Source organism: Streptomyces sp. NPDC057280 (assembly GCF_042668605.1).
In the GTDB taxonomy this organism is placed as follows: Bacteria; Actinomycetota; Actinomycetes; order Streptomycetales; family Streptomycetaceae; genus Streptomyces.
Map to the genome: position 1 here is coordinate 84652 of NZ_JBHUYR010000009.1, position 26653 is coordinate 111304.

Below are 26653 nucleotides of genomic sequence, written 5' to 3' on the forward strand. Positions count from 1 at the left end.
TGCTTGCTACGCGTTGCTTGCTGGGAGTGCTGCTTCCAGCTGCTCCAGTTGCTCCAGCGGCTCTGGCTGCTTCTAAGCAAAAGCGACGTTGTAGAGGCCTGCAGCGATCGCGCCGCCGATCAGCGGACCGACGACCGGGACCCAGGCGTAGCCCCAGTCGGAACCGCCCTTGTTGGGCAGGGGCAGGAGAGCGTGCACGATACGCGGACCGAGGTCACGGGCCGGGTTGATCGCGTAACCGGTCGGGCCACCGAGGGACAGACCGATGGAGACGACGACCAGGGAGGTGATCAGGGCGCCCAGGGTGCCCAGGCCGTTGCCGCCGTCGTTGAGGCCCTGCGTGAGGACGGCGAGGACCAGCACGATGGTGCCGATGACCTCGGTGGCGACGTTCTGCCAGGCGACCCGGATCTCCGGGCCGGTGGAGAAGATGCCCAGGACCGGGCCGGCGCCCTGCTCCTGTGCCTCGACGGCCTTGGTCTTGGTGGCCTGCGCGCCCGGACCGCCGACGATCTCCTTGTCGGTGAGGTGCGCGTGGAACTGGCCGTAGTAGGCGATCCAGACCAGAGCCGCACCGATCATGGCGCCGAGCAGCTGCCCGCCCCAGTAGATCGGGACGTCACTCCAGGAGATGCCGTCCTTCTTGATCGCGAGCGCGAGGGTCACGGCCGGGTTCAGGTGGGCGCCGGACAGCGGCGCGGAGGTGTAGACGGCCGTGAGAACGGCGAAACCCCACCCGAAGGTGATGGCGAGCCAACCGGCGTTACGGGCCTTGGAGGCCTTCAGCGTGACGGCGGCGCACACGCCACCGCCGAGCAGGATGAGTATGGCGGTACCGATGGTCTCGCCGATGAAGATGTCGGAGCTGGACACCCGCGACTCCTTTGTCCTTCGTCCAGGGGAAGCAGAACCCCGGGTCCCTCCGGTGGTTCGCGTGCCCTCGGGGGTGAGAGCGTTGCCGGCCCTTGGCGTTGTCACACTCTAGCGCGTATTGCCGGTAGGTGTTCGACAATGCCGACCGATGGACGGGAGTCTTGCTCCGGCGTTACGTGCGCGTCAAGGGTTCTGTTATCGAAAGCACGATCGTTATTGATTGCTGTGAGCTATCGATCTTCAAGCGGGACGCCGGGGGCGTCTCGCCCGATTTGTCCACTTCAGAGTATGGCGAAGTCCGGGACGCCGTCGCGGCGTCCCGGTGGCTCTTACCGAGTTCTCGGGCGTTGCAGGCGCTAGAAGCGGCCGGCGCCCAGGTCGCGCGACACCGCGCGGGCGCAGTCCCGGACCGCCGCGATCAGCTCGGGACGCAGTTCGCCGTCCCGGCACAGCCGCTCCACGGCGCCCGTGATGCCGACCGCGCCGACCGGCATCCGCCGCCGGTCGTGAATGGGGGCGGCGACACCGGCGACGCCCTCCCAGGTCTCCTCCACGTCCGCCGCGTAGCCACGCGCGCGGGTGATGTCGAGGACGTTCTCGAAGCTCTCCAGCTCGCACACCGTGCGGTCCGTGAACGGTTTGCGGTCCGCCTCGATGACCTCGCTGTGCGCCACCGGGTCGTACGCCGACAGCACCTTGCCCAGGGCCGTGGAGTGCAGGGGCTGCATGGCCCCGATCTCCAGCACCTGACGGCTGTCGTCCGGCCGGAAGACGTGGTGCACGATCAGCACGCCCTGCTGGTGCAGGACCCCCAGATAGACGCTCTCGCCGCTGGAACGGGCCAGATCGTCGGTCCACACCAGCGCGCGGGCGCGCAACTCGTGCACGTCGAGATAGGTGGTGCCCAGGCGCAGCAGCTCGGCGCCCAGCTGATAGCGCCCGGAGGCGTCGTCCTGCTCGACGAAGCCCTCCGCCTGGAGCGTGCGCAGGATTCCGTGCGCGGTGCCCTTGGCGAGGCCCAGGGCCGAGGCGATGTCCGACAGGCCGAGCCGCCGCTCGCCGCCCGCGAGCAGCCGCAGCATCGCGGCCGCCCGTTCGAGCGACTGGATGTTCCGTGCCATCGCCGTGCTGCCTCCGTCCCCTTCGCCGTCGACCCGCGACGTCGCTGCCGCCGTTCGGCAATGTCGAACACTACTAGTCCATGCCGACCGACCGCCAATAGTCGGACGACACGTTTGCGCGACGCGACGCGCGCTGGCGGATCGCTCGTATCCCGCTGGTGACCTGCTCGTCATCCTCGTCCGTCCCGTGGACGGCCTGACCATACGGTGCCGGTCCCGGCTACCCTGGCCGCGTGCGCCCGCTGTGGGAAGCCCCACGGCAGGACGCAAAGCCGACAGCCGTCGCACCCAAAGGGAGCCCTTTCATGGCCTCGTTGCCACCGTCCCCTTCCGCCGACAGCCGGGCCCGTGTGTCCGCGCTCCGCGAGGCGCTCGCCACCCGTGTGGTGGTCGCCGACGGAGCCATGGGCACCATGCTGCAGGCGCAGGACCCCACGCTCGAGGACTTCGAGAACCTCGAAGGCTGTAACGAGATCCTCAACGTGACGCGCCCGGACATCGTCCGCTCCGTCCATGACGCGTACTTCGCGGTGGGCGTCGACTGCGTCGAGACCAACACCTTCGGGTCCAACCACACGGCCGCCTCCGAGTACGACATCGCCGACCGGGTTCACGAACTGTCCGAGGCCGGCGCCCGCATCGCCCGCGAGGCCGCCGACGAGTTCACCGCCCGCGACGGCCGCCAGCGCTGGGTCCTCGGCTCCGTCGGCCCCGGCACCAAGCTGCCCACCCTCGGCCACATCGACTACGCCACCATCCGCGACGGCTACCAGGCCAACGTCGAGGGTCTGCTCGCGGGCGGCGCCGACGCGCTGATCGTCGAGACCACCCAGGACCTCCTGCAGACCAAGGCCTCCGTCCTGGGCGCCCGCCGTGCCATGGAGGCTCTCGGCGCAGACGTACCCCTCGTGGTCTCCATGGCCTTCGAGACGACCGGCACCATGCTCCTGGGCTCCGAGATCGGCGCCGCGCTGACCGCGCTGGAGCCGCTCGGCATCGACATGATCGGCCTGAACTGTTCCACCGGCCCCGCCGAGATGAGCGAGCACCTGCGCTATCTCACCCGGCACTCCCGCATCCCCCTGCTGTGCATGCCGAACGCGGGCCTGCCCATCCTCACCAAGGACGGCGCGCACTTCCCCCTCGACCCCGAGGGCCTGGCCGACGCCCAGGAGAACTTCGTCCGCGACTACGGCCTGAGCCTCATCGGCGGCTGCTGCGGCACCACGCCCGAGCACCTGCGCCAGGTCGTCGAACGCGTCCGCGACCTGACCCCCGCAGAGCGCCACCCGCGCCCCGAGCCGGGCGCCGCCTCCCTCTACCAGACCGTCCCGTTCCGTCAGGACACGTCGTACATGGCGATCGGTGAGCGCACGAACGCCAACGGGTCGAAGAAGTTCCGTGAGGCGATGCTGGAGGGCCGCTGGGACGACTGTGTGGAGATGGCCCGCGACCAGATCCGCGAGGGCGCGCACATGCTCGACCTGTGCGTGGACTACGTCGGCCGCGACGGCGTCGCCGACATGAAGGAACTGGCGGGCCGCTTCGCGACCGCGTCGACGTTGCCGATCGTGCTGGACTCCACCGAGGTCGACGTCATCCAGGCCGGTCTGGAGAAGCTCGGCGGGCGTGCGGTCATCAACTCCGTCAACTACGAGGACGGCGACGGCCCCGAGTCCCGCTTCGCGAAGGTCACCCGGCTCGCCCAGGAGCACGGGGCGGCGCTGATCGCGCTGACCATCGACGAGGAGGGCCAGGCCCGCACCCCGGAGAAGAAGGTCGAGATCGCCGAACGGCTGATCGAGGACCTGACCGGCAACTGGGGCATCCACGAGTCCGACATCCTCATCGACACCCTGACCTTCACGATCTGCACCGGTCAGGAGGAGTCCCGCAAGGACGGCATCGCCACCATCGAGGCGATCCGCGAGCTCAAGCGCCGCCACCCGGACGTGCAGACCACGCTGGGCCTGTCGAACATCTCCTTCGGCCTCAACCCGGCCGCCCGCATCCTGCTGAACTCCGTCTTCCTGGACGAGTGCGTCAAGGCGGGCCTGGACTCGGCGATCGTGCACGCCTCGAAGATCCTGCCGATCGCCCGGTTCAGCGAGGAAGAGGTCCAGACGGCCCTGGACCTGATCTACGACCGGCGTGCCGAGGGCTACGACCCGCTGCAGAAGCTGATGGCGCTGTTCGAGGGCGCCACCGCCAAGTCGCTGAAGGCCGGCAAGGCCGAGGAACTGGCCGCGCTGCCGCTGGAGGAGCGCCTCAAGCGCCGCATCATCGACGGCGAGAAGAACGGCCTGGAAGAGGATCTGGCCGCTGCCCTCCAGACCCGCCCGGCGCTGGACATCGTCAACGACACGCTCCTGGACGGTATGAAGGTCGTCGGTGAGCTGTTCGGCTCCGGCCAGATGCAGCTGCCGTTCGTGCTCCAGTCCGCCGAGGTGATGAAGTCGGCGGTCGCCTACCTCGAACCGCACATGGAGAAGTCGGACGCCGAGGGCAAGGGCACCATCGTGCTGGCCACGGTCCGCGGGGACGTGCACGACATCGGCAAGAACCTCGTCGACATCATCCTGTCCAACAACGGCTACAACGTGGTCAACCTCGGCATCAAGCAGCCGGTCTCCGCGATCCTCGAGGCAGCCGAGGAGCACAAGGCCGATGTGATCGGCATGTCGGGGCTGCTGGTGAAGTCCACGGTGATCATGAAGGAGAACCTGGAGGAGCTCAACGCCCGTGGCATGGCCGCCGACTACCCGGTCATCCTCGGCGGCGCCGCCCTCACCCGCGCTTACGTCGAACAGGACCTCCACGAGATCTACCAGGGCGAAGTCCGCTACGCCCGCGACGCGTTCGAGGGCCTGCGCCTGATGGACGCCCTCATCGGCGTCAAGCGCGGCGTGCCCGGCGCGGCCCTGCCCGAGCTCAAGCAGCGCCGGGTGCGCGCCGGTTCCGTACAGGTCGAGGAGGAGCGGCCCGAAGAGGGGCACGTCCGCTCCGACGTCGCGACCGACAACCCCATCCCCACCCCGCCGTTCTGGGACACCCGCGTCATCAAGGGCATCCAGCTCAAGGAGTACGCCTCCTGGCTCGACGAGGGCGCCCTCTTCAAGGGCCAGTGGGGCCTGAAGCAGGCCCGCACCGGTGACGGTCCGACCTACGAGGAACTCGTCGAGACCGAGGGCCGGCCCCGGCTGCGCGGGCTGCTCGACCGGCTCCAGACGGAGAACCTGCTCGAAGCGGCCGTCGTCTACGGCTACTTCCCGTGCGTCTCCAAGGACGACGACCTGATCATCCTCGACGACCAGGGCAACGAGCGCACCCGCTTCACCTTCCCCCGCCAGCGCCGCGGCCGCCGCCTGTGCCTGGCGGACTTCTTCCGCCCGGAGGAGTCGGGGGAGACCGATGTCGTCGGCCTCCAGGTCGTCACCGTCGGCTCCCGCATCGGCGAGCAGACCGCCAAGCTCTTCGAGGCCAACGCCTACCGCGACTACCTCGAACTGCACGGCCTGTCCGTCCAGTTGGCCGAGGCCCTCGCCGAGTACTGGCACGCCCGCGTGCGTTCGGAACTCGGCTTCGCCGGTGAGGACCCGAGCGACATCGAGGACATGTTCGCCCTGAAGTACCGGGGCGCGCGTTTCTCCCTCGGCTACGGCGCCTGCCCCAACCTGGAGGACCGCGCCAAGATCGCCGACCTGCTCCAGCCGGAGCGCATCGGCGTTCACCTGTCCGAGGAGTTCCAGCTGCACCCCGAGCAGTCCACGGACGCGATCGTGATCCACCACCCGGAGGCGAAGTACTTCAACGCTCGCTAGAAAGGTGCTCGAGGGGCACATAAGCGCAGCTCAAGACGGCCCCCGGCGGTACTTGAGATGTGCCCCGGACCACCTCGATTAAACGAGGCGCATCCTCCGGGACAGTCGTACACTGGACGGTCCATCGCAGGCCGGTTCCCTCCATGGGAACCGGCCTGATCGTCCCTCAAGGAGGTGCGCCTACATGACCAGTACGGTCCCCGCGCTCGGAACCCGTACGGCCGAAGGCTCAGCCCTGCAGGCTGTGCTGCTCGACATGGACGGCACCCTGGTGGACACCGAGGGCTTCTGGTGGGACGTCGAGGTGGAGATCTTCGCCGGACTCGGCCACACCCTCGACGACTCCTGGCGCCATGTCGTCGTCGGCGGTCCCATGACCCGCAGCGCGGGGTTCCTGATCGAGGCGACCGGCGCCGACATCACCCTCCCCGAACTCACGGTGCTGCTCAACGAGGGCTTCGAGGACCGCATCGGCCGCGCTCTGCCGCTGATGCCGGGCGCCCTGCGGCTGCTGGCCGAACTCTCCGAGTACGAGGTCCCCACGGCGCTGGTCTCCGCCTCCCACCGGCGCATCATCGACCGGGTGCTCACCTCCCTCGGCCCCCAGCACTTCGCCCTCACCGTCGCCGGCGACGAGGTGGCGCGCACCAAGCCGCACCCCGACCCGTACCTCTTCGCCGCCGCGGGACTCGGCGTCGACCCGGCCAGATGCGCCGTCATCGAGGACACCGCCACCGGGGTCGCCGCCGCCGAGGCCGCCGGCTGCCACGTCGTGGCCGTGCCGTCCGTCGCGCCCATCGCCCCCGCCGCCCGGCGCACCGTCGTCACCTCGCTCGAGGAGGTCGACCTGGCATTTCTGCGCGGCCTGATGACGGAAATGCGCTGAACGTTCACCCAGCGTGCATCGCGGATAGCGGAAGTATTTCCGGGCCACGCGCAAAGGAATTCGAATCTTGACGGCTGGCCGAATTCCGGTGTCCGTACACTTGGTTGAGCGTGTGACGTTCCCCACTTCCGTGCAAGGTCGACAGGTGGCCAGGTCTGTGCCTGCGGCCCGCAATGCGGGGATTGTGCCGTGCCCTTGTGTCCCGATTGATGGAAACCTGCACTAATCCTTCCCCTGTCGGGTTTTCGGTGTGTCCGCACCCGGTTTCGCTCCGTGATGGCACCTCAACTCCGGTGCCTGCGAACCCCTCTGCGGGCGCGGACTAATCTCGTCGCGAGAACATCACCGCACCCCCCGTGGATCCGCCGCACCACCCATGCATGCCGGGTACACGGACTCGACAGCTCTGGAGAAACTCGAGCATGAACCGCAAGACTTTGGTGCTGCCGGCCGTGATCGGTCTGCTCGCGCCGGTGCTCGCCGCCTGCGGCGGGTCCGACGGCAGCAGCGGCGGCGGAGACGCGATAGTCGTCGGCACCACGGACGCGGTCACTGCCTCGAAGGATGCCCCCGCGCCCCTCGACCCGGCCTACGCCTACGACGCCGGCATCTGGAACATCCTGCGCCAGACCGTGCAGACCCTGATGATCCAGCCGCGCGGCGAGGGCGAGCCCGTGCCCGAGGCCGCCCAGAGCTGCGGTTTCACCGACACCGGCAACGAGCGCTACGCCTGCAAGCTGCGCCCGGGCCTGAAGTTCGCCAACGGCGACGCCGTCACCGCCGAGGACGTCAAGTACTCCATCGACCGCGCGCGGAACATCAACGTCGAGGGCGGCCCGGTCGGCCTGCTCTCCACCATCGACACCGTCGAGACCCAGGGCGACCGCGAGGTGATCTTCCACCTCAAGACGGCCGACGCCACTTTCCCGTACAAGCTCTCGACCCCCGTCGCCGGCATCCTCAACCCCGACGACTACCCGGCCAAGAGCCTGCGCGACGGCTTCGACCTCGACGGCTCCGGCCCGTACACCATGTCCGCCGAGGTCAAGGACGACCAGCTGGTCAGCGCCGTGTTCACCAAGAACCCCAACTACAAGGGGATCCTGAAGGTGAACAACGACAAGGTCGAACTGCGCACCTTCGCGGACGCCGACGCCATGGGCACCGCCATCGACAACGGTGACATCGACGTCATGACCCGCACCATGTCGCCCGAGCAGATCGAGAAGCTCTCCGCGTCCTCCGACAGCGATGTCGACCTCGTCGAGATGCCCGGTCTGGAGATCCGCTACCTGGCCTTCAACACCAACGCCCCCACGGTCAAGACCAAGGCCGTGCGTCAGGCGATGGCCCAGATCATCAACCGCAGCGAACTCGTCTCCAAGGTCTACGGCTCCGAGGCCGAACCGCTGTTCTCGCTGGTGCCGGCGAGCATCATCGGCCACTCCAACTCGTTCTTCAACCAGTACGGCGACCCCAGCAAGACCAAGGCCGCGGCCTTCCTGAGCGGGGCGAACATCACCACGCCGGTGAAGCTGACCCTGCACTACACCACCGACCACTACGGGTCGGCCACCAAGAAGGAGTTCGAGCAGCTCCAGCAGCAGCTCAACGCCTCCGGCCTGTTCGACGTCAGCATCAAGGGCGAACCCTGGAAGACCTTCCGCCCGGCCGAGCAGAAGGGCACGTACGACGTCTACGGCATGGGCTGGTTCCCGGACTTCCCCGACGCGGACAACTACCTCGCGCCGTTCCTCGACAAGGACAACTTCCTCGGCTCGCCCTACGCCAACAGCAAGATCCGCAACACCCTGATCCCGGAATCCCGCCGCCAGGCCGACCGGCTGTCCGCCTCCACCAGCCTCACCGACATCCAGGACATCGTCGCCCGCGACGTCCCGGTGCTGCCGCTGTGGCAGGGCAAGCAGTACGTCGCCGCCCGCGACGACATCACCGGCACCGCCTACGTGCTCAACTCCTCCTCCACCCTTCAGCTGTGGGAGCTCGGCCGTGGTGTGAGCGGCTGATCGTCCCTGCCCGGGGCACGGGACGGCCGGCCCCGGGATCCGACACCCGACGACAAGGCACTCGCACGTGAACCTGCGCAACCAGTGGCCGGTCCTGCCCATCATGGCGGGGCTGGCCTCCGGCCTGTTGACCGGCTGCGGCTCGGAGAACGGAGAATCCGGAAGCGGTGGCTCCACCGTGGTGATGGGGATGTCCGACGACGTCCTCGCCACCGACCCGGCCTCCGGCTACGACCCCGGCTCGTGGCTGCTGTTCAACAACGTCTTCCAGTCCCTGCTCAGCTTCCCCAAGGGCGGCACGGAGCCGGTGCCGGAAGCCGCCGAGAGCTGCAGGTTCAGCGACACCGAGACCAAGGTCTACAAGTGCACGCTGAAGGACGGCCTGAAGTTCAGCAACGGTGACGACCTCACCTCGGAGGACGTCAAGTTCTCCTTCGACCGCATGCTGAAGATCAACGACGACGCCGGCCCCGCGATCATGTTCCCCATGCTCGACAAGGTCGAGACACCGAACGAGAAGACGGTCGTGTTCCAGCTGAACACGCCCGACGCCACCTTCCCCAGCAAGATCGCCTCCGGCGCCGGCTCCATCGTCGACCACCGGCAGTACGACGCCGGCAAGCTCCGCGAGGACGGCGAGGCCGTCGGCTCCGGCCCCTACAAGCTCGACTCGTTCGACGACGGCGAGGCCGTCTTCTCCGTCAACGAGAACTACGAGGGCACCGCCAAGATCAAGAACTCCGGCGTCACCCTGAAGTTCGGTGTCGACCAGGCCCAGCTCAAGCAGGACCTCACCGACGACAAGATCGACATCGCCTACCGAGGCCTCAGCGCGAGCGACATCTCCGACATCGAGGCCGCCGGCACCGACGCCGACGTCGAACTCGTCGAGGGCACCAGCGCCGAGGTCCAGCACCTCGTCTTCAACATGGACGACCCCGTCGCCGGCAAGCTCGGCGTCCGCAAGGCCATCGCCTACCTGCTCGACCGCGACGCCCTCATGGCGCAGGTCTACCAGGGCACCGCCACCTCGCTGTACTCGATCATCCCGGCCGGCATCGCGGGCCACAACACGGCCTTCTTCGACACCTACGGCGCCCGCCCCTCCAAGGCCAAGGCCGCCGCCGCCCTGAACACCGAGGGCATCACCGGCAAGGTCAAGCTCACCCTCTGGTCCACCCCCACCCGCTACGGCCCCTCCACCGACCAGGAACTCAAGGCCATCGCCGCCCAGCTCAACGACAGCGGCCTCTTCGACGCCGACGTCAAGTCCGTCGCCTACGACCAGTACGAGAAGGACATAGCCAAGGGCAAGTACGGCGTCTACGTGAAGGGCTGGGTCCCCGACTACCCGGACGCCGACAACTTCACCGCCCCCTTCTTCGGCGAGGGCAACGTGCTGAGCAACAACTACACCAACAGCACGATCACCGACACGCTCATCCCGCGCACCGCCGCCCAGAGCGACCGCGCCGCGACCGACAGCGACTTCGGCCACCTCCAGGACGTCGTCGCCGCCGAACTCCCCGTCCTGCCCCTGTGGCAGGCCAAGCAGTACGCCGTCGTCCGCGACAACGTCTACGGCCTCGAGTACTGCCTCGACGCCTCCACCGTCTTCCGCTTCTGGGAGATCAGCAAGGGCTGACCAGCCCCGGAAACACCAAGGGCGCCCACTCCCAGGAGGGGCGCCCTCGATGTTCTTCCGTACCGCTACTGCGCGCCGGGCCGCACCAGCCCGCTCTCGTAGGCGTACACCGCCGCCTGCACCCGGTCCCGCAGCCCCAGCTTCGTCAGCACATGCCCCACATGCGTCTTCACCGTGGTCTCGCTGACGAACAGATCAGCCGCGATCTCCGCGTTCGACAACCCCCGCGCCACCAGCTTCAGCACCTCCACCTCACGGTCGGTGAGCGTGTGCAGCGTGTCCGGCACCGGCTCGTCACCCGACGGCAGATGCGTGGCGTACTTGTCGAGCAGCCGCCGCGTGATGCTCGGCGCGAGCATCGCCTCACCCGCCGCCACCACCCGGATCGCCTGCACCAGTTCGTTGGCCGGCGCGTCCTTCAACAGGAAACCGCTGGCCCCCGCACGCAGCGCCTCCACCACGTACTCGTCGAGATCGAACGTGGTCAGCACCAGCACCTTCGCCGGACCGTCCCGCCCCGGCCCGGTGATCTGCCGGGTCGCCTCGACGCCGTCCATCCGGGGCATACGGATGTCCATGAGAACCACGTCGGGCTGCAACGCCCGCACCTGGTCGAGCGCCTGAAGGCCGTCTCCGGCCTCACCGACCACAGCGATGTCCTGCTCCGCCTCCAGAATCATCCGGAAGCCGGTACGCAGCAGCGGCTGGTCGTCGACCAGTAGGACGCGGATGGCCACGTGACACTCCTTCGCTAGTCCGGCCCCATTCTGCCCTGCGACGCCCCGCCCGACTCGGCCGCCCTCACCGGCAGCGGATACGGCGGGGGAGTACCGCCGAACTCCGGGCAGTGCGCCTGGTGGTCACACCAGCCGCACAGCTTCGTCGGCCGCGGACGCCAGTCACCCGTCTCCGTCGCCAGCCGGATCGCCTCCCACAGCGCCAGCAACTTCCGCTCCACCCGCTCCAGATCCGCCGGCACCGGGTCGTACGTCAGCACGTCACCACTGCCGAGATACACCAGCTGCAACCGCCGCGGCACGACCTGCTTCAGCCGCCACACCACCAGCGCGTAGAACTTCATCTGGAACAGCGCACCCTCGGCGTACTCCGGCCGCGGCGCCTTGCCCGTCTTGTAGTCGACGATCCGCACCTCACCCGTGGGCGCCACATCCACCCGGTCGATGATCCCGCGCAGCCGCAGCCCCGACTCCAGCTCCGCCTCGACGAACAACTCCCGCTCGGCAGGCTCCAGCCGCGTCGGATCCTCCAGACTGAACCACCGCTCCACCAACTGCTCGGCCTCCCCGAGCCACCGCGCCAGCCGCTCACCCTCTGGATCGTCGGCGAACAGCTCCACGACCTCGGGCCGCGACTCCCGCAACCGGTCCCACTGCCCCGGAACCAGCGACCTGGCCCGCGGCGCCGTCCGCTCACCGGCCGGAGCGTCGAACAACCGCTCCAACACCGCATGCACCAAAGTCCCCCGCGTCGCCGCCTCGCTCGGCTTCTCCGGCAACCGGTCGATCACCCGGAACCGGTACAGCAACGGGCACTGCATGAAGTCGCTCGCCCGCGACGGCGACAGCGACGCGGGCGCTATGGCGACACGCGCCTCGGCCATGACCGTCACGTCCTGTGCCGTCGCCGCCTGCTCGCCCACGACCGGCGGATCCACGTCCGCGACCCCGCCGCCGGCGGCCTCCGCCGCGCCCTCGGTGCTCGTCTCCATGCCCACAGACCTTACGGCCCACCACTGACAGTGACCCACCCGCCGCCCGGACCCGCACGACAGCCCGGGAAACACAGGGGGTGCCGGGGCGGAACGCGTCACGACCGCCGCATACCATCGACCCCGAGACCCTTCCGCCGGCAGGCGCGGAAGACGCTTCGAACGAGGGGACACCGTGGACGAGAGCGGCGGGAGCGGGCAGCCGCGGTCCGGCAACGACGAGCCGACCCAGCACGCAGGCCCTACGACCCCGGCCGCCGACCCCACCACGGGGGAGGGGCAGCGGGACAAGCCGCATGGCTCAAGCACGCCGAGCAGCTCAAGCACTCCCCGCCCGGCGAGCGACTCAGGCACGGGCACCACGGACGCCGAGGCGCAGGGCCAGGACACGGCGACGGACGACCACACCACCGGCGACGCCACCGAGACCGGCGGAACCGCCGACGGCGTCGAAGACCACCCGACGCCGGACACCCCCACCCCCCACGACGAGGACAGGCCTCACAACGAGCGCCAGGACCCGGCCCACGACCACCGCACCCTCGCCCACACCGGCACCACCAAGACCCGCCCGCCCCAGCGGCAGCGCGAACCCGGTGGCGGACTGCTCATGGGACGCCCCTTCGGCGTGCCCGTGTACGTCGCGCCCAGCTGGTTCCTCGTGGCCGCCCTCATCACCTGGGTCTTCGGCGGACAGCTCGACCGCGTCCTGCCCGAACTCGGCGCCGCCCGCTACCTCGTCTCCCTCTTCTTCGCCGTCGCCTTCTACGCCTCCGTCCTCGTCCACGAACTGGCCCACACGGTCGCCGCCCTCCGCTTCAAGCTCCCCGTACGCCGCATCCAGCTCCAGTTCTTCGGCGGCGTCTCCGAGATCGAGAAGGAAGCCGAGACCCCCGGCCGCGAGTTCGTGCTGGCCTTCGTCGGCCCCCTGCTCTCCCTCGTCCTCGCCGGCCTCTTCTACGTCGCCCTCCAGCCCGTCGAACCCGGCACCGTCCCCGGCGTCCTCCTCGCCGGCCTGATGATCTCCAACCTCATCGTGGCCGCCTTCAACCTCCTGCCGGGCCTGCCCCTCGACGGCGGCCGCATGCTCCGCGCCGTCGTCTGGAAGATCACCGGCAAGCCCATGAGCGGCACCATCGCCGCCGCCTGGGTCGGCCGCGCCCTCGCCGTCTCGGTCCTCATCGGCCTCCCGCTGCTCACCCAGTCCGGAGCGCTCGGCTCCAACGCCGAGGACAACGTCGGCATGGACACCGTCATGGACGCCCTGCTCGCCGCGATCCTCGCCGCCATCATCTGGACCGGCGCCGGCAACAGCCTCCGCATGGCCCGCCTGCGCGAACACCTCCCGGAACTCCGCGCCCGCAACCTCACCCGCCGCGCCGTCCCCGTCGAGACCGACACCCCCCTCTCCGAGGCCCTGCGCCGCGCCAACGAAGCCGGCGCCCGCGCCCTCGTCGTCGTCGACACCGACGGCGAACCCCTCTCCCTCGTCCGCGAGGCCGCCATCGTCGGCGTCCCCGAACACCGCCGCCCCTGGGTCGCCGTCAGCGGCCTCGCCCAGGACCTCACCGACGGCATGCGCGTCTCCGCGGAACTGGCCGGGGAGGACCTCCTCGACGCCCTGCGCGCCACCCCCGCCACCGAATACCTCGTGGTCGAGGACACCGGCGAGATCTACGGCGTCCTGTCCGCCGCCGATGTCGAGCGCGCCTTCGTCAAGGCCATGGCCCGCCCGAGCTGAGAGCACCGCTCTCCTCAAGCGGTGCTCAGGGCTTCCTGGTGGTCGGCGGCCCTCCGAAACGCCGGTAGTCTGTTCACATGTCCGAACCGACCGGTGCCGCCCGCAGGCGCGGGCCCTTCAAGGTCGGGGACCAGGTTCAGCTGACCGACCCCAAGGGCCGCCACTACACGTTCACGCTCGAAGAGGGAAAGAACTTCCACACCCACAAGGGTTCCTTCCCCCACGACGAGCTGATCGGCGCTCCCGAGGGCAGCGTTGTCCGCACCACCGGTAACGTCGCCTACCTCGCGCTGCGCCCCCTGCTCCCCGACTACGTCCTGTCCATGCCCCGCGGGGCAGCCGTCGTCTACCCGAAGGACGCGGGACAGATCCTCGCCTTCGCCGACATCTTCCCCGGCGCACGCGTCGTCGAAGCCGGCGTCGGCTCCGGCTCGCTCAGCAGCTTCCTGCTGCGCGCCATCGGCGACCAGGGCATGCTGCACAGCTACGAGCGCCGCGAGGACTTCGCGGAGATCGCCCAGCAGAACGTCGAGCGCTACTTCGGCGGCCCCCACCCCGCCTGGCAGCTCACCGTCGGCGACCTCCAGGACAACCTGTCCGACACCGACGTCGACCGCGTCATCCTCGACATGCTCGCCCCCTGGGAATGCCTCGAGGCCGTCTCCAAGGCGCTCGTCCCCGGCGGCATCCTCTGCTGCTACGTCGCCACCACCACCCAGCTCGCCCGGACCGTCGAGTCCATCCGCGAGATCGGCTCCTTCAACGAGCCGACCGCCTGGGAGTCGATGATCCGCAACTGGCACATCGAGGGCCTCGCCGTCCGCCCGGACCACCGGATGATCGGCCACACCGGCTTCCTGCTCACCGCCCGTCGCCTCGCCGACGGCGTCGAGCCGCCCATGCGCCGCCGCCGCCCCGCCAAGGGCGCCTACGGCGAGGACTACGCCGGCCCCAACGCCGACGGCGGCTCCGGCCGCTGACGCGGCCCGTGCCGCGTACAACGCAACCGCGCCGCGGCCGAGTTCCCGACACCAGCTCAGGAACTCGGCCCCGGCGCCTTTTCGTTGCCGGCGCCCCCGGCCCCGAGGCCCGGGCGACAACCACCGACCCCGCCGTTCCGCTCCCCTGTGACGTGTGGCACCATGCGGGACACCCCCACCGCCACAGCCCTCTCGGGAGTCACCCCTAGTGCAGCACTCCGCGGTTCCGGAACTCGCTCACACGCACACCCGCCCGATCCACTGGGTGGCCACCGCCACCGCCGTGGCAGGCGTCGTGGCCCTCTCCTCGGTCCTCCAGCCGAATCCGGCCACCGCCGCCCAGGCCGCCGGCCCGCAGTCGCAGCAGGCCCCCCCGACCGTCACCGCCCCGAACCCGGCCCACGTCGACTTCCCGATCGACTGCGGCCCCGTCAAAGCCCTGGTGGTGAAGAAGGCCACCGGCGACCTCGACGGCGACGGCCGCCCCGAGACCGTCGCGGTCGTCCACTGCGACGCCCCCATGGGCACCCCGCCCGACGGCGTCTACGTCCTCACCCAGGCCGCCGACGCCAAGAAACCCCGCGTCGTGGCCACCCTGATCGACCCCAAGGACCGCACCACCGTCAAGACCCTCGCCGTCTCCGACGCCAGCGTCCTCGCCGACACACTCGGCTACTCCTCGGCCTCCGTACCCAGTTGCTGCCCGGACGTGCGGACCAGCGCGAAATGGCAGTGGAAGAACGGCACCTTCCTGCGCTCCACCCCGGCCGGCGCACAGAGCGTCTGAGCCCCGCTCAGCACGCCACCACGACGGCGGACAACTGACAGAGCGACACCAAGCGTTCCGGCCGGAGCGACACCGCCGACCGGCGCCTCCGCGCGGTCACGCCACGTCAGGCCCGTACACCTCGACCCCGTCCGACACCCGGCGCACATGAATGCACTCGCCCGGGCACTCCCTGGCCGAGTCCACCACGTCCGTCAGCAACGGCAGCGGCACCGGCGTCGACGCACCCGCGGACTGCAGCAGCTCGTCGTCCGCGCCCTTCACATACGCCAGACCGTCGATGTCCAGCTCGAACACCTCAGGCGCGTACTGGACACAGATGCCGTCGCCGGTACAGAGATCCTGATCGATCCAGACCTCCAGAGCCTCACCGCCGACCCCGGCCTCCTGCTGCACGCTCACGTCTCCTGCCACCTCCGCTGCTCAACACCCCCGACCCTACCCCCGCCAACCTACGAACCCCCGGCCGCCGACCAGCCCGCCGGACCCCGCCCACCTCATCGCGCGCCGGTGGAGTACCCCTCGAACACCCCTCGATCACACCTCGCGCGCCGGTCGAGAAACCCCCACCCCACACCCGTGCGCCCCCCCCGTGCCACCACCCGGCAGCCGCCGAACCGGCCACCCCCGCCATGACGCACCCCACCCACCCGCACACGCTCCGTCAACACCACCCCGCCACCACCCGACCGCCCCCACCCCCTGAAAACAAGCACCGAAGGCCCGATCACCGGGCACCACGAGCCCCCGACCGGCCGCGCTGCGCGCAACTCACCCCCGCCATGGAAGATTTCGAGCACTCCCGCCCAGGAACAGTCGGCTTCTGAATCACGTTGACTGGGTATTCAGACGGCGTGAGGGAGAGCGCAGGGTGACCGACGACACACCTTGACACTCTTTGTGATCTAGGGGTTTCAATCGACACCCACCCAGGTAGGGTCTGGAAGCGTCCAGCTCCCCTTGGAGGAGGTGAGGACCGTGGCAGCCCACGACGACGACATGAACCGCGGCATCCGCCCGGGACGAGGGTCCGACGACCCGGCCGGGCAGATTGCCTACCTTGAGCAGGAGATCGCCGTCCTGCGACGCAAGCTCGCCGACTCTCCGCGGCACACGAGGATTCTCGAAGAGCGGATCGTCGAGCTGCAGACCAATCTGGCCGGCGTGTCCGCCCAGAACGAGCGACTCGCGAACACGCTCCGCGAGGCCCGCGACCAGATCGTGGCCCTCAAGGAAGAAGTCGACCGGCTCGCACAGCCCCCGGCCGGCTTCGGCGTCTTCCTGCAAGCCAACGAGGACGGCACCGCCGACATCTTCACCGGAGGACGCAAACTCCGCGTGAACGTCAGCCCCAGCGTCGACCTCGAAGAACTCCGGCGCGGCCAGGAACTGATGCTCAACGAAGCACTCAACGTGGTCGAGGCCATGGAGTTCGAGAGCGTCGGCGACATCGTCACCCTCAAGGAGATCCTCGAGGACGGCGAACGCGCCCTCGTGCAGGGGCACACCGACGAGGAAAGGGTGGTGAGGCTCGCCGAGCCACTGCTGGACATCACCATCCGCCCCGGCGACGCCCTCCTGCTCGAACCCCGCTCCGGCTACGTCTACGAAGTCGTGCCCAAGAGCGAGGTCGAAGAACTCGTCCTCGAAGAAGTCCCCGACATCGGCTACGAACAGATCGGCGGCCTCGGCGGCCAGATCGAAGCCATCCGCGACGCGGTCGAACTGCCGTACCTCTACCCGGACCTGTTCAAGGAGCACGAACTCCGCCCGCCCAAGGGCGTCCTGCTCTACGGACCCCCCGGATGCGGCAAGACACTCATCGCCAAGGCCGTCGCCAACTCGCTGGCCAAGAAGGTCGCCGAGGTCACCGGACAGGCCCAGGGCAAGAGCTTCTTCCTCAACATCAAGGGCCCCGAACTCCTCAACAAGTACGTCGGCGAGACCGAGCGGCAGATCCGCCTCGTCTTCCAGCGTGCCCGCGAGAAGGCCTCCGAGGGCACCCCCGTCATCGTCTTCTTCGACGAGATGGAATCCCTCTTCCGCACCCGCGGATCCGGCGTCAGCTCGGACGTGGAGAACACCATCGTCCCCCAGCTCCTCGCCGAGATCGACGGCGTGGAAGGCCTGCAGAACGTGGTCGTCATCGGCGCCTCCAACCGCGAGGACATGATCGACCCCGCCATCCTGCGCCCCGGCCGACTCGACGTGAAGATCAAGATCGAACGTCCCGACGCCGAGGCCGCCAAGGACATCTTCGGCAAGTACCTCACCGAGCGCCTCCCCCTGCACTCCGACGACCTCGGCGAGCACGGCGGCAGCAAGGAAACGACCGTCCAGAGCATGATCCAGACGGCCGTCGAGCACATGTACGCCGAATCCGAGGAAAACCGCTTCCTGGAAGTCACCTACGCCAACGGAGACAAGGAAGTCCTCTACTTCAAGGACTTCAACTCCGGCGCCATGATCGAGAACATCGTCGGCCGCGCCAAGAAGATGGCCATCAAGGACTTCCTCGACCACAACCAGAAGGGACTCCGCGTCTCCCACCTCCTCCAGGCCTGCGTGGACGAGTTCAAGGAGAACGAGGACCTCCCCAACACCACCAACCCGGACGACTGGGCCCGCATCTCCGGAAAGAAGGGCGAGCGGATCGTCTACATCCGTACCCTCATCACCGGAAAGCAGGGCGCCGACACCGGACGCTCCATCGACACGGTGGCGAACACCGGTCAGTACCTGTAAAAAGCAGGGCGGCTGCGGGTGCCCTCACCGGGTACCCGCAGCCGACTGTTTTCCAGGACACAGTCACAACCACAGGCGTGCAAGGCAATGACGCAAATGATCTCCCCACCAGCGCAAAGCCGTTCTAGGCTCTTCGGTACCGCCGAGTCGCGCAGTGCGGGGACGGGCACCGCACACGCACCGGAGCGCCAGCGGTACTTGAGCGCCGCCCCCGACCGAGGGCGCCGCCGGGCAAGGAGGGCCGCATGACCGTACGGCGAGTAATGGGCATCGAGACGGAGTACGGGATCTCCGTCCCCGGCCACCCCAACGCCAATGCCATGCTCACCTCGTCCCAGATCGTCAACGCCTACGCGGCGGCGATGCACCGGGCCCGCCGGGCCCGCTGGGACTTCGAGGAGGAAAACCCGCTACGGGACGCGCGAGGCTTCGACCTCGCCCGCGAAGCCGCCGACTCCAGCCAGCTCACCGACGAGGACATCGGCCTCGCCAACGTCATCCTCACCAACGGCGCCAGGCTCTACGTCGACCACGCACACCCCGAATACAGCGCCCCCGAAGTCACCAACCCCCGCGACGCCGTCCTCTGGGACAAGGCCGGCGAACGCATCATGGCCGAAGCCGCCGAACGCGCCGCCGCACTCCCCGGCGCCCAGCCCATCCACCTCTACAAGAACAACACCGACAACAAGGGCGCCAGCTACGGCACGCACGAGAACTACCTGATGAAGCGGGAAACCCCCTTCTCGGACATCGTGCGCCACCTCACCCCCTTCTTCGTCTCCCGCCAGGTGGTCACCGGCGCCGGCCGCGTCGGCATCGGCCAGGACGGCCACGAACACGGCTTCCAGATCAGCCAGCGCGCCGACTACTTCGAGGTCGAGGTAGGACTGGAGACCACCCTCAAGCGCCCGATCATCAACACCCGCGACGAACCCCACGCCGACGCCGAGAAGTACCGCCGCCTGCACGTGATCATCGGCGACGCGAACCTGTCGGAGATCTCGACGTACCTGAAGCTGGGCACCACGGCCCTGGTCCTCTCGATGATCGAGGACGGCTTCATCGCCGTCGACCTCGCGGTCGACCAGCCCGTCCGCACCCTCCACCAGGTCTCCCACGACCCGACGCTGCAACGGCTGGTCACCCTCCGCAGCGGCCGGACACTCACCGCGGTGCAACTCCAGATGGAGTACTACGAACTCTCCCGCAAGTACGTGGAAGAGCGCTTCGGCGCCGACGCCGACGACCAGACCAAGGACGTCCTCGCCCGCTGGGAAGACACTCTCAACCGGCTCGAGAACGACCCCATGAGCCTCGCAGGCGAACTCGACTGGGTCGCCAAGCGGGAGCTCATGGAGGGCTACCGCCGCCGCGACGGCCTCGACTGGGACGCCGCGAAACTCCACCTCCTCGACCTCCAGTACGCCGACGTACGCGCCGAGAAGGGCCTCTACAACCGCCTCGCGGCCCGCGGCCGCATGAAGCGGCTCCTGGACGAGGCGGACGTCGAGCGGGCCCGTACGAAGCCCCCGGAGGACACCCGCGCCTACTTCCGCGGCCGCTGCCTGGAGCAGTACGCCGACGACGTCGCCGCGGCCTCCTGGGACTCGGTCATCTTCGACCTCCCGGGCCGCGACTCCCTCCAGCGGGTCCCAACCCTGGAACCACTACGCGGAACGCGAAATCACGTCAAGGAGCTCCTGGACCGCTGTCGCACGGCGGAAGACCTGGTCAGGGTCCTCTCGGGCGGCTGAGCGGGTACTCGGGGAGTGTCGGCCGGACAGGGTGGAAATCCCTCCGTCCGGGAATCATCGAGGTGGCCCCCGCACGTTGAGGAAACTGCGGGGCCGATGTCAGACCCGGCTTGTAGGGTCTGATCATCACCGATCGGCGGATAGCCGACCTGGCGACCATGTCGGGCGAAACGAGCGGGGTGAGGGTTATGTCAACCAAGGACACCGGCGGCGGCCAGCAGAAGGCGACGCGCTCCACGGAGGAGACCGAGGAGCAGACTGCGGAAGCGCAGGGCTCGGAGGACCTCAAGGAGCGCCACGAGAAGCTGAGCGATGACGTGGACTCGGTTCTGGACGAGATTGACGACGTCCTCGAAGAAAATGCCGAGGACTTCGTGCGATCCTTCGTTCAGAAGGGTGGAGAGTGATTTCCCCTTCGATTCGAAGGCTCTGGCGGGGGAGTCGGGGTTGGATCACGGCGAAGAGGTGAAGCGCTGCTCGCGGTGTAAGCAGTACAAGCCGCGAGCGGCCTTCGCTAGCAACAAGGCCATGCGTGATGGTTTGCAGGCCTACTGTCGCGAGTGCTCCGCTGCGTACTACCGGCAGCGTCAGGATGCGCGTGGAAGGAAACCGCGGCCAAGGGTAGATGCCCCTCCGGGGCACAAATACTGCCAACGCTGCGGAGAGATCAAGCCGCACTCTGAATGGGACCGCAACAGGACAGCTAGTGACGGCCTATCGACTGCTTGCAAGGCCTGCCGTGCGGTCGAAGGGCGTGACCGTCATCTGAAGCGTCAATACGGCATGACAGTGGCTGAGCGCGATGCCATGGTCGCCTCTCAGATGGGGCTCTGTGTGATCTGTCTGAAGGCTCCGGCCGTGCATGTGGATCATTGCCACAAGACGGGTAGGGTCCGTGGCGTACTGTGCTTCAACTGCAATTCGGCCATCGGCAAGTTGGGAGACGATCCCGACGCCGTCCGCCGGGCCGCCGCTTACTTGGAAGGAATCGCGTGGAAGCCAACACTCGTAGCACCGGGCGTCTACCAGCTGCCTTCCTGACGCCAGGGTCCTCGTCCTTCATGGACTTCCTCTCCGAGCACCAGCCCGAGCTGCTGCCCGGCAAGCGTCAACTCCCGCCCACCCAGGGCGTCATCGAGGCGCCGCACGGGACGACCATCGTGGCCGTGACGTTCCCCGGGGGCGTCGTGCTCGCCGGTGACCGGCGAGCCACCATGGGCAATGTCATCGCGCAGCGGGACATCGAGAAGGTGTTCCCGGCGGACGAGTACTCGGCCGTCGGCATCGCCGGCACCGCCGGTCTCGCTGTCGAGATGGTGAAGCTCTTCCAGCTGGAGCTGGAGCACTTCGAGAAGGTGGAAGGCGCTCAGCTGTCGCTGGAGGGCAAGGCCAACCGGTTGTCGACCATGATCCGGTCCAATCTCGGCATGGCGATGCAGGGGCTGGCTGTCGTGCCGCTGTTCGCGGGGTACGACGTCGACCGGGAGAAGGGGCGGATCTTCTCCTACGACGTCACGGGCGGTCGTTCCGAGGAGCACAACTTCGCTGCGACCGGTTCCGGCTCGATCTTCGCGCGCGGTGCGATGAAGAAGCTGTTCCGTGACGATCTGACCGAGGAGCAGGCGACCACGCTGGTGGTGCAGGCTCTGTACGACGCGGCTGACGACGACTCGGCGACCGGTGGTCCCGATGTCGCCCGCCGGATCTATCCGATCGTCACCGTGATCACCGAGGACGGTTTCCGTCGGCTGACGGACGAGGAGTCGTCCGACATCGCCCGCTCGATTCTGGAGCGGCGTCTGGAGCAGCCTGACGGTCCGCGGGCCGCGCTGCTGTAGGCGGCCGGCGCTCCGGTTCTTGTTCAGGTGATCGCAGTGACTTCTACAGAAAGGGACGGATAACCGGTGTCGACGCCGTTCTATGTCTCCCCCCAGCAGGCGATGGCCGACCGGGCGGAGTACGCCCGCAAGGGCATCGCGCGTGGCCGCAGCCTGGTCGTGCTGCAGTATGCCGACGGCATTGTGTTCGTCGGTGAGAACCCGTCCCGTGCGCTGCACAAGTTCAGCGAGATCTATGACCGGATCGGTTTCGCGGCCGCCGGTAAGTACAACGAGTACGAGAACCTGCGGATCGGTGGGGTGCGGTACGCCGATCTTCGCGGGTACACCTATGACCGTGACGATGTGACCGCGCGTGGTCTCGCCAACGTGTACGCGCAGACGCTGGGCACGATCTTCTCCTCGGCGGCCGAGAAGCCGTACGAGGTGGAGCTGGTCGTGGCGGAGGTCGGTGACACGGCCGAGGGTGATCAGATCTATCGGTTGCCGCATGACGGTTCGATCGTGGACGAGCACGGCTCGGTGGCGGTCGGTGGTAACGCGGAGCAGATCAGCAGCTATCTCGATCAGCGTCATCAGGACGGGATGAGCCTGGCCGAGGCGCTGAAGCTTGCGGTGCAGGCGTTGTCGCGGGACACGAACGGTACGCAGCGGGAGATTCCGGCGGAGCGGCTGGAGGTCGCGGTGCTGGACCGTACGCGTCCGCAGCAGCGGAAGTTCAAGCGGATCGTGGGTCGTCAGCTGGCGCGGTTGCTGGAGACCGATGGTGCGGAGACCGAGGCGGAGAGCTCCGAGGAGGAGTAGTTCGTCCCCGGTTTCTTGCGCTCACCCCTTCTGTGCCCCGGCCCGGGTCTCCCGGCCGGGGCACAGGGCGTTCAGGGGGTGCTGGGTGGGGCTGTGGAGGCTCGGACGACGAGTTCGACCGGGATGTCCCCGGCGTCGGGTGTGCGGCCGTCCAGGACGTCCAGGAGGGCTTGCATGCCGCGTTCGCCGAAGAGTTCGGCGTCGAGTCGTACGGTCGTGAGTTCGGGGTCGAGGGCGGCGGCGAGGGCGATGTCGTCGACGCCGGTGACGGAGACGTCGTCGGGGATGCGCAGGCCGCGGCGGCGGAGGGCTTTGTAGACGCCGGCGGCGAGTTTGTCGTCGTCGCAGACGACGGCGGTGGGGTGGTGGGGGCCGGGGGCGGCGAGGGCCGCTTCTGTTGCCGCGAGGGCGCCTTCGATGGACATGGGGGTGTGGGCGGTCCGGAGTGAGGTGCCGGGTACCGCCGCCAGTCGTGCGGCCAGGGCACGCGCGCGTACCTCGAAGGTCCAGGAGGGGATGTCGGCGGCGAGGTGCAGGAAGTGGCGGTGGCCGAGGCCGAGGAGGTGGTCGGCGATCTGGTGGGTGCCGTCGGTGATGTCGAGGTTGACGGTGGCGGCGCCGAGGCTGCCTGTGGGGTCGCTGTCGAGCATGACGAGGGGGAGTTGGTCGCCGCGGATGGCGGTGAGGGCGTCGGCGGCCATGGAGGAGGCGATGATGCCGTCGAGGGCGGCCTGGGCGGAGGCGAAGGGGTCTCGGGCGGGGCCGACGCCTTCGGGGGAGGGGTACAGGACGACGCCGAAGCCGCGTTCGGCGGCGACGCGGGCGGCGCCTGTGTAGACGCCGGCGAAGAACTCCGTGGTGAGGGCGGGGACCACGAGGAGGACGGTCCGGGTGTGCCCGAGACGCAGATTGCGGGCGGCGAGGTTGGGGCGGTAGCCCAGTTCCCGTGCGGCTTCCCGTACTCGTTCCGCGGTGGTCTCCGAGACGCGGCCGCGCCATTTGTCGCCGAGGACGAGGGAGACCGCGGCCTGGGAGACTCCGGCCGCCTGGGCCACGTCCCGGCTGGTGGGGCGGGTGCTGCCTCCTCGTGCCACCGTGTGCCTGCTCTTTCGTCTGGACTGGGGAACAGCGCACATGGTACGTATGACGATGGAAGTTATACGTAACACTTCGGTGCTGTCGCCGACGGGAAGGGCGGGTCATGGCCGCGGGATACCTGGAGATCCTCAGGGCTAGGCATGCGACGCGGCTGCTCGTCGGCACGCTCGTGGGGCGGCTGCCCAACGCCATCGCGGCGATCGCGATCGTGCTGTTCATCCGCTCCGAGGGCGGTACGTACAGCCTCGCGGGTGCGCTGGCGGCGGTGTACGGCGTCGCCAACGCCGTGGGGCAGCCGGTGCTGGGGCGGCTGGTCGACCTGTACGGGCAGCCGCGGGTGCAGCTGCCGGCCGCGGTCCTCTCGGCGCTGGCGATGACCGCCTTCGCGTTCACCGGTACCGAGCCGCTCGTGCTGTCCTACGTGGCCGTGGCCGCCGCCGGCCTGTTCACGCCGCCCCTGGAGGGCGGTCTGCGGGCGCTGTGGTCGTCGGTGCTGCACCGGGAGGAGCAGGTGCACACGGCGTACGCCATGGACGCCGTGGCGCAGGAAGTCATGTTCACGGTGGGACCGTTGCTGCTGACGGTGTGCGCGTCGGTGTGGTCGCCGCAGGCGGCGTTGCTGGTGCTGAACGTGCTGGGGGTGCTGGGTGCGCTCTCCGTGGTCGTGTCGCGGCCCTCGCGCGCGTGGCGCTCGGCGCCGCGGGAGGCGCACTGGCTGGGTGCGCTGCGTTCGCCGGGGCTGCTGGCGTTGCTGGCGGCCTTCCTGTTCGTCGGCAGTGCTCTGGGGTCGATCGCGGTCACTTCGGTGTCGTACGCGGACGATCACGGCGGGGATGCGGTGTACGGCTGGATGATGGCGGGCCTGGGGCTGGGTGCTCTCATCGGCGGCACGGTGTACGGGGCGCGGCAGTGGAGCGGTGAGCCGGCGCGTCGACTGCGGGTGCTGGTCGCTCTTCTGGCGGCATGTCAGGTGCCGTTGATGCTGAGGCCCGGTCCGGTCCCGATGGTGCTGCTGACGGTGCTCGCCGGGTTGTTCCTGGCGCCGGCGATCGCGTGTGCGTTCGTGCTCGTCGACCGGCATGCGCCGCGGGGCACGGTCACGGAGGCGTTCTCCTGGCTCGTGACGACGTTCACGGTGGGTTCCTCGGTGGGAACGGGCCTTGCGGGGCCGGTCGTGGAGCGCGGTGGGGCGCTGTGGGGGTTCGCCGTGCCGGCGGTCGTGGGGGGTGTGTCGTTGCTGGTTCTGCTGGCCACCGGGCGGGTCCTCGCAGCTCCCGGCAGGGGGGCGGTGGTTGCGGCTTCATCGGAAAATGATCCAAACCGTGCGGCCGAACCCCGTTTCAGCGCAGGGGATCGGGCGTAATGTTCAGTCATGGACCGCCGCATTTTCGGGCTGGAGAACGAGTACGGCGTCACATGTACGTTCAGGGGACAGCGCCGCCTGTCTCCCGACGAGGTGGCGCGGTACCTCTTCCGCCGTGTCGTGTCATGGGGCCGCAGCAGTAACGTCTTTCTGCGAAACGGCGCCCGCCTCTATCTCGATGTCGGGTCACATCCGGAATATGCGACTCCCGAATGTGACAACGTGACGGAACTGGTCACGCACGACAAAGCGGGCGAGCGCATTCTCGAAGGACTCCTGGTGGACGCAGAACGACGCCTGCACGAGGAAGGAATCGCGGGCGACGTCTACCTCTTCAAGAACAACACGGACTCGGCCGGCAACTCCTACGGCTGCCACGAGAACTACCTCGTCGCGCGTCACGGGGAGTTCTCCCGGCTCGCGGACATCCTCATTCCGTTCCTCGTCACGCGGCAGCTTCTGTGTGGTGCCGGCAAGGTGCTGCAGACGCCGCGTGGCGCGGTCTACTGCGTGAGTCAGCGGGCGGAGCACATCTGGGAGGGCGTCTCCTCGGCGACGACCCGCTCGCGCCCGATCATCAACACGCGTGACGAACCGCACGCGGACGCCGAGCGTTACCGCCGTCTCCACGTCATCGTGGGCGACTCGAACATGTCCGAGACGACCATGCTGCTGAAGGTCGGGGCGACCGACCTGGTGCTGCGCATGATCGAGGCGGGCACCGTGATGCGTGACCTGACGCTGGAGAACCCGATCCGGGCGATCCGTGAGGTCAGCCATGACATCACCGGCCGGCGCAAGGTGCGTCTGGCCAGCGGCCGGGAGGCCTCCGCGCTGGAGGTGCAGCGCGAGTACTACGAGAAGGCCGTGGACTTCTGTGAGCGCCGCGGCATTCGTACGGGCACCGTCGAGCAGGTCCTGGAGCTGTGGGGCCGTACGCTGGACGCGATCGAAGCGGAGGACCTCGACCGGATCGGTACCGAGATCGACTGGGTGATGAAGTACAAGCTCATCGAGCGGTACCGGGCCAAGAACAACATGACCATGTCGCATCCGCGGGTCGCGCAGATAGACCTCGCGTATCACGACATCCACCGTCGTCGCGGGCTGTACTACCTTCTGGAGCGGAAGGGCCAGGCGGCGCGTATCTGCAACGACTTGAAGATCTTCGAGGGCAAGTCCGTGCCCCCGCAGACCACTCGGGCCCGTCTTCGCGGTGACTTCATCCGCCGGGCCCAGGAGCAGCGCCGGGACTTCACGGTCGACTGGGTCCACCTCAAGCTGAACGACCAGGCGCAGCGCACGGTGTTGTGCAAGGACCCGTTCCGTTCGGTGGACGACCGGGTGGAGAAGCTGATCGCCGGTATGTGAGTCGGGTGTTCCGGTCGGATTGCCGGAACGCAACACGGGCGCCGTACGTTTTCCGTACGGCGCCCTT

Annotated in this window: 21 protein-coding genes; 15 read left to right on the plus strand and 6 right to left on the minus strand. The window is 68.5% G+C overall.

What is annotated here, in order from left to right; genetic code table 11:
* Positions 1 to 72: 72 nt before the first annotated feature.
* Together ACFUO4_RS36610 and ACFUO4_RS36615 are read right to left on the minus strand one after the other, a co-directional pair.
* Complete coding sequence (locus ACFUO4_RS36610) at positions 73 to 873, minus strand: MIP/aquaporin family protein (protein WP_079308564.1); 801 nt, start codon at positions 871 to 873, stop codon at positions 73 to 75.
* 356 nt (positions 874 to 1229) lie between these two features.
* Positions 1230 to 1994 (minus strand): IclR family transcriptional regulator, encoded by a 765-nt coding sequence (locus ACFUO4_RS36615; protein ID WP_079308563.1) that lies wholly within the window; start codon positions 1992 to 1994, stop codon positions 1230 to 1232.
* A 305-nt stretch (positions 1995 to 2299) separates the two neighbouring features.
* Here ACFUO4_RS36615 and metH point away from each other — a divergent pair, with 305 nt between their 5' ends.
* The 4 genes from metH to ACFUO4_RS36635 all read left to right on the plus strand — a co-directional run bounded on the left by metH (position 2300) and on the right by ACFUO4_RS36635 (position 10373).
* A complete protein-coding gene (gene metH, locus ACFUO4_RS36620; protein WP_383493049.1) occupies positions 2300 to 5815 on the plus strand; it encodes a methionine synthase in 3516 nt (1171 codons plus the stop codon).
* Positions 5816 to 5999: 184 nt separating this feature from the next.
* Complete coding sequence (locus tag ACFUO4_RS36625; protein ID WP_079308561.1) at positions 6000 to 6701, plus strand: HAD family phosphatase; 702 nt, start codon at positions 6000 to 6002, stop codon at positions 6699 to 6701.
* 422 nt (positions 6702 to 7123) lie between these two features.
* Positions 7124 to 8728, plus strand: a complete 1605-nt coding sequence (locus tag ACFUO4_RS36630) for an ABC transporter substrate-binding protein (protein WP_383493053.1) — start codon at positions 7124 to 7126, stop codon at positions 8726 to 8728.
* 67 nt (positions 8729 to 8795) lie between these two features.
* On the plus strand, positions 8796 to 10373 hold the full coding sequence (locus tag ACFUO4_RS36635; protein ID WP_383493056.1) for an ABC transporter substrate-binding protein: 1578 nt from the start codon (positions 8796 to 8798) through the stop codon (positions 10371 to 10373).
* Positions 10374 to 10438: 65 nt separating this feature from the next.
* Here the strand turns inward: ACFUO4_RS36635 and ACFUO4_RS36640 are convergent, their stop codons facing one another.
* The gene (locus tag ACFUO4_RS36640) at positions 10439 to 11110 is read right to left on the minus strand and encodes a response regulator transcription factor (RefSeq protein WP_020141342.1); all 672 of its coding nucleotides are present in this window, start codon (positions 11108 to 11110) and stop codon (positions 10439 to 10441) included.
* A 14-nt stretch (positions 11111 to 11124) separates the two neighbouring features.
* Positions 11125 to 12102 carry a RecB family exonuclease gene (locus ACFUO4_RS36645; protein WP_079308558.1) on the minus strand — a complete coding sequence of 326 codons (978 nt, stop codon included), beginning with the start codon at positions 12100 to 12102 and terminating at the stop codon, positions 11125 to 11127.
* Positions 12103 to 12277: 175 nt separating this feature from the next.
* On the opposite strand from ACFUO4_RS36645, the gene ACFUO4_RS36650 reads away from it, so the two are divergent.
* From ACFUO4_RS36650 to ACFUO4_RS36660, 3 genes are all read left to right on the plus strand, one after another.
* Positions 12278 to 13843 (plus strand): site-2 protease family protein, encoded by a 1566-nt coding sequence (locus ACFUO4_RS36650; protein WP_383493059.1) that lies wholly within the window; start codon positions 12278 to 12280, stop codon positions 13841 to 13843.
* Between the two features lie 77 nt (positions 13844 to 13920).
* Positions 13921 to 14823, plus strand: coding sequence for a tRNA (adenine-N1)-methyltransferase (locus tag ACFUO4_RS36655; RefSeq protein WP_059196539.1), 903 nt, complete (start codon positions 13921 to 13923; stop codon positions 14821 to 14823).
* 208 nt (positions 14824 to 15031) lie between these two features.
* Complete coding sequence (locus ACFUO4_RS36660; RefSeq protein ID WP_383493062.1) at positions 15032 to 15610, plus strand: hypothetical protein; 579 nt, start codon at positions 15032 to 15034, stop codon at positions 15608 to 15610.
* Between the two features lie 96 nt (positions 15611 to 15706).
* Here ACFUO4_RS36660 and ACFUO4_RS36665 read toward each other — a convergent pair whose 3' ends face one another.
* Positions 15707 to 16012 (minus strand): ferredoxin, encoded by a 306-nt coding sequence (locus ACFUO4_RS36665; protein ID WP_079308557.1) that lies wholly within the window; start codon positions 16010 to 16012, stop codon positions 15707 to 15709.
* Positions 16013 to 16588: 576 nt separating this feature from the next.
* Here ACFUO4_RS36665 and arc point away from each other — a divergent pair.
* The 6 genes from arc to prcA all read left to right on the plus strand — a co-directional run bounded on the left by arc (position 16589) and on the right by prcA (position 22754).
* The gene (arc, locus tag ACFUO4_RS36670; protein ID WP_079311552.1) at positions 16589 to 18355 is read left to right on the plus strand and encodes a proteasome ATPase; all 1767 of its coding nucleotides are present in this window, start codon (positions 16589 to 16591) and stop codon (positions 18353 to 18355) included.
* Positions 18356 to 18600: 245 nt separating this feature from the next.
* The gene (gene dop / locus ACFUO4_RS36675; RefSeq protein WP_383493066.1) at positions 18601 to 20112 is read left to right on the plus strand and encodes a depupylase/deamidase Dop; all 1512 of its coding nucleotides are present in this window, start codon (positions 18601 to 18603) and stop codon (positions 20110 to 20112) included.
* Between the two features lie 188 nt (positions 20113 to 20300).
* Positions 20301 to 20519, plus strand: coding sequence for a ubiquitin-like protein Pup (locus ACFUO4_RS36680; RefSeq protein ID WP_383493069.1), 219 nt, complete (start codon positions 20301 to 20303; stop codon positions 20517 to 20519).
* 58 nt (positions 20520 to 20577) lie between these two features.
* Positions 20578 to 21153, plus strand: coding sequence for an endonuclease VII domain-containing protein (locus tag ACFUO4_RS36685; protein ID WP_383493409.1), 576 nt, complete (start codon positions 20578 to 20580; stop codon positions 21151 to 21153).
* Positions 21105 to 21950, plus strand: a complete 846-nt coding sequence (prcB, locus tag ACFUO4_RS36690) for a proteasome subunit beta (protein WP_079311555.1) — start codon at positions 21105 to 21107, stop codon at positions 21948 to 21950. The genes ACFUO4_RS36685 and prcB overlap by 49 nt, the downstream gene beginning before the upstream one ends.
* Positions 21951 to 22016: 66 nt before the next feature.
* The gene (prcA, locus tag ACFUO4_RS36695; RefSeq protein ID WP_079311556.1) at positions 22017 to 22754 is read left to right on the plus strand and encodes a proteasome subunit alpha; all 738 of its coding nucleotides are present in this window, start codon (positions 22017 to 22019) and stop codon (positions 22752 to 22754) included.
* Positions 22755 to 22825: 71 nt separating this feature from the next.
* Here prcA and ACFUO4_RS36700 read toward each other — a convergent pair whose 3' ends face one another.
* Entirely contained in the window at positions 22826 to 23890 is a 1065-nt protein-coding gene (locus ACFUO4_RS36700) for a LacI family DNA-binding transcriptional regulator (RefSeq protein WP_383493074.1), read from the minus strand.
* A gap of 65 nt (positions 23891 to 23955) precedes the next feature.
* On the opposite strand from ACFUO4_RS36700, the gene ACFUO4_RS36705 reads away from it, so the two are divergent.
* Positions 23956 to 25215 carry an MFS transporter gene (locus tag ACFUO4_RS36705; protein WP_383493077.1) on the plus strand — a complete coding sequence of 420 codons (1260 nt, stop codon included), beginning with the start codon at positions 23956 to 23958 and terminating at the stop codon, positions 25213 to 25215.
* A 9-nt stretch (positions 25216 to 25224) separates the two neighbouring features.
* Positions 25225 to 26586: a Pup--protein ligase gene (pafA, locus tag ACFUO4_RS36710; RefSeq protein WP_079311557.1), complete on the plus strand. Its 1362-nt coding sequence runs from the start codon at positions 25225 to 25227 to the stop codon at positions 26584 to 26586.
* Positions 26587 to 26653: the final 67 nt, after the last annotated feature.

Bases quoted from the DNA above. Each gene is read 5' to 3' on its own strand.
- ACFUO4_RS36645 (WP_079308558.1), bottom strand. From the start codon at position 12,102: ATGGAGACGAGCACCGAGGGCGCGGCGGAGGCCGCCGGCGGCGGGGTC.
- metH (WP_383493049.1), top strand. From the start codon at position 2,300: ATGGCCTCGTTGCCACCGTCCCCTTCCGCCGACAGCCGGGCCCGTGTG.
- pafA (WP_079311557.1), top strand. From the start codon at position 25,225: ATGGACCGCCGCATTTTCGGGCTGGAGAACGAGTACGGCGTCACATGT.
- ACFUO4_RS36700 (WP_383493074.1), bottom strand. From the start codon at position 23,890: ATGTGCGCTGTTCCCCAGTCCAGACGAAAGAGCAGGCACACGGTGGCA.
- ACFUO4_RS36680 (WP_383493069.1), top strand. From the start codon at position 20,301: ATGTCAACCAAGGACACCGGCGGCGGCCAGCAGAAGGCGACGCGCTCC.
- ACFUO4_RS36630 (WP_383493053.1), top strand. From the start codon at position 7,124: ATGAACCGCAAGACTTTGGTGCTGCCGGCCGTGATCGGTCTGCTCGCG.
- ACFUO4_RS36655 (WP_059196539.1), top strand. From the start codon at position 13,921: ATGTCCGAACCGACCGGTGCCGCCCGCAGGCGCGGGCCCTTCAAGGTC.
- ACFUO4_RS36625 (WP_079308561.1), top strand. From the start codon at position 6,000: ATGACCAGTACGGTCCCCGCGCTCGGAACCCGTACGGCCGAAGGCTCA.
- ACFUO4_RS36615 (WP_079308563.1), bottom strand. From the start codon at position 1,994: ATGGCACGGAACATCCAGTCGCTCGAACGGGCGGCCGCGATGCTGCGG.
- ACFUO4_RS36705 (WP_383493077.1), top strand. From the start codon at position 23,956: ATGGCCGCGGGATACCTGGAGATCCTCAGGGCTAGGCATGCGACGCGG.
- dop (WP_383493066.1), top strand. From the start codon at position 18,601: ATGACCGTACGGCGAGTAATGGGCATCGAGACGGAGTACGGGATCTCC.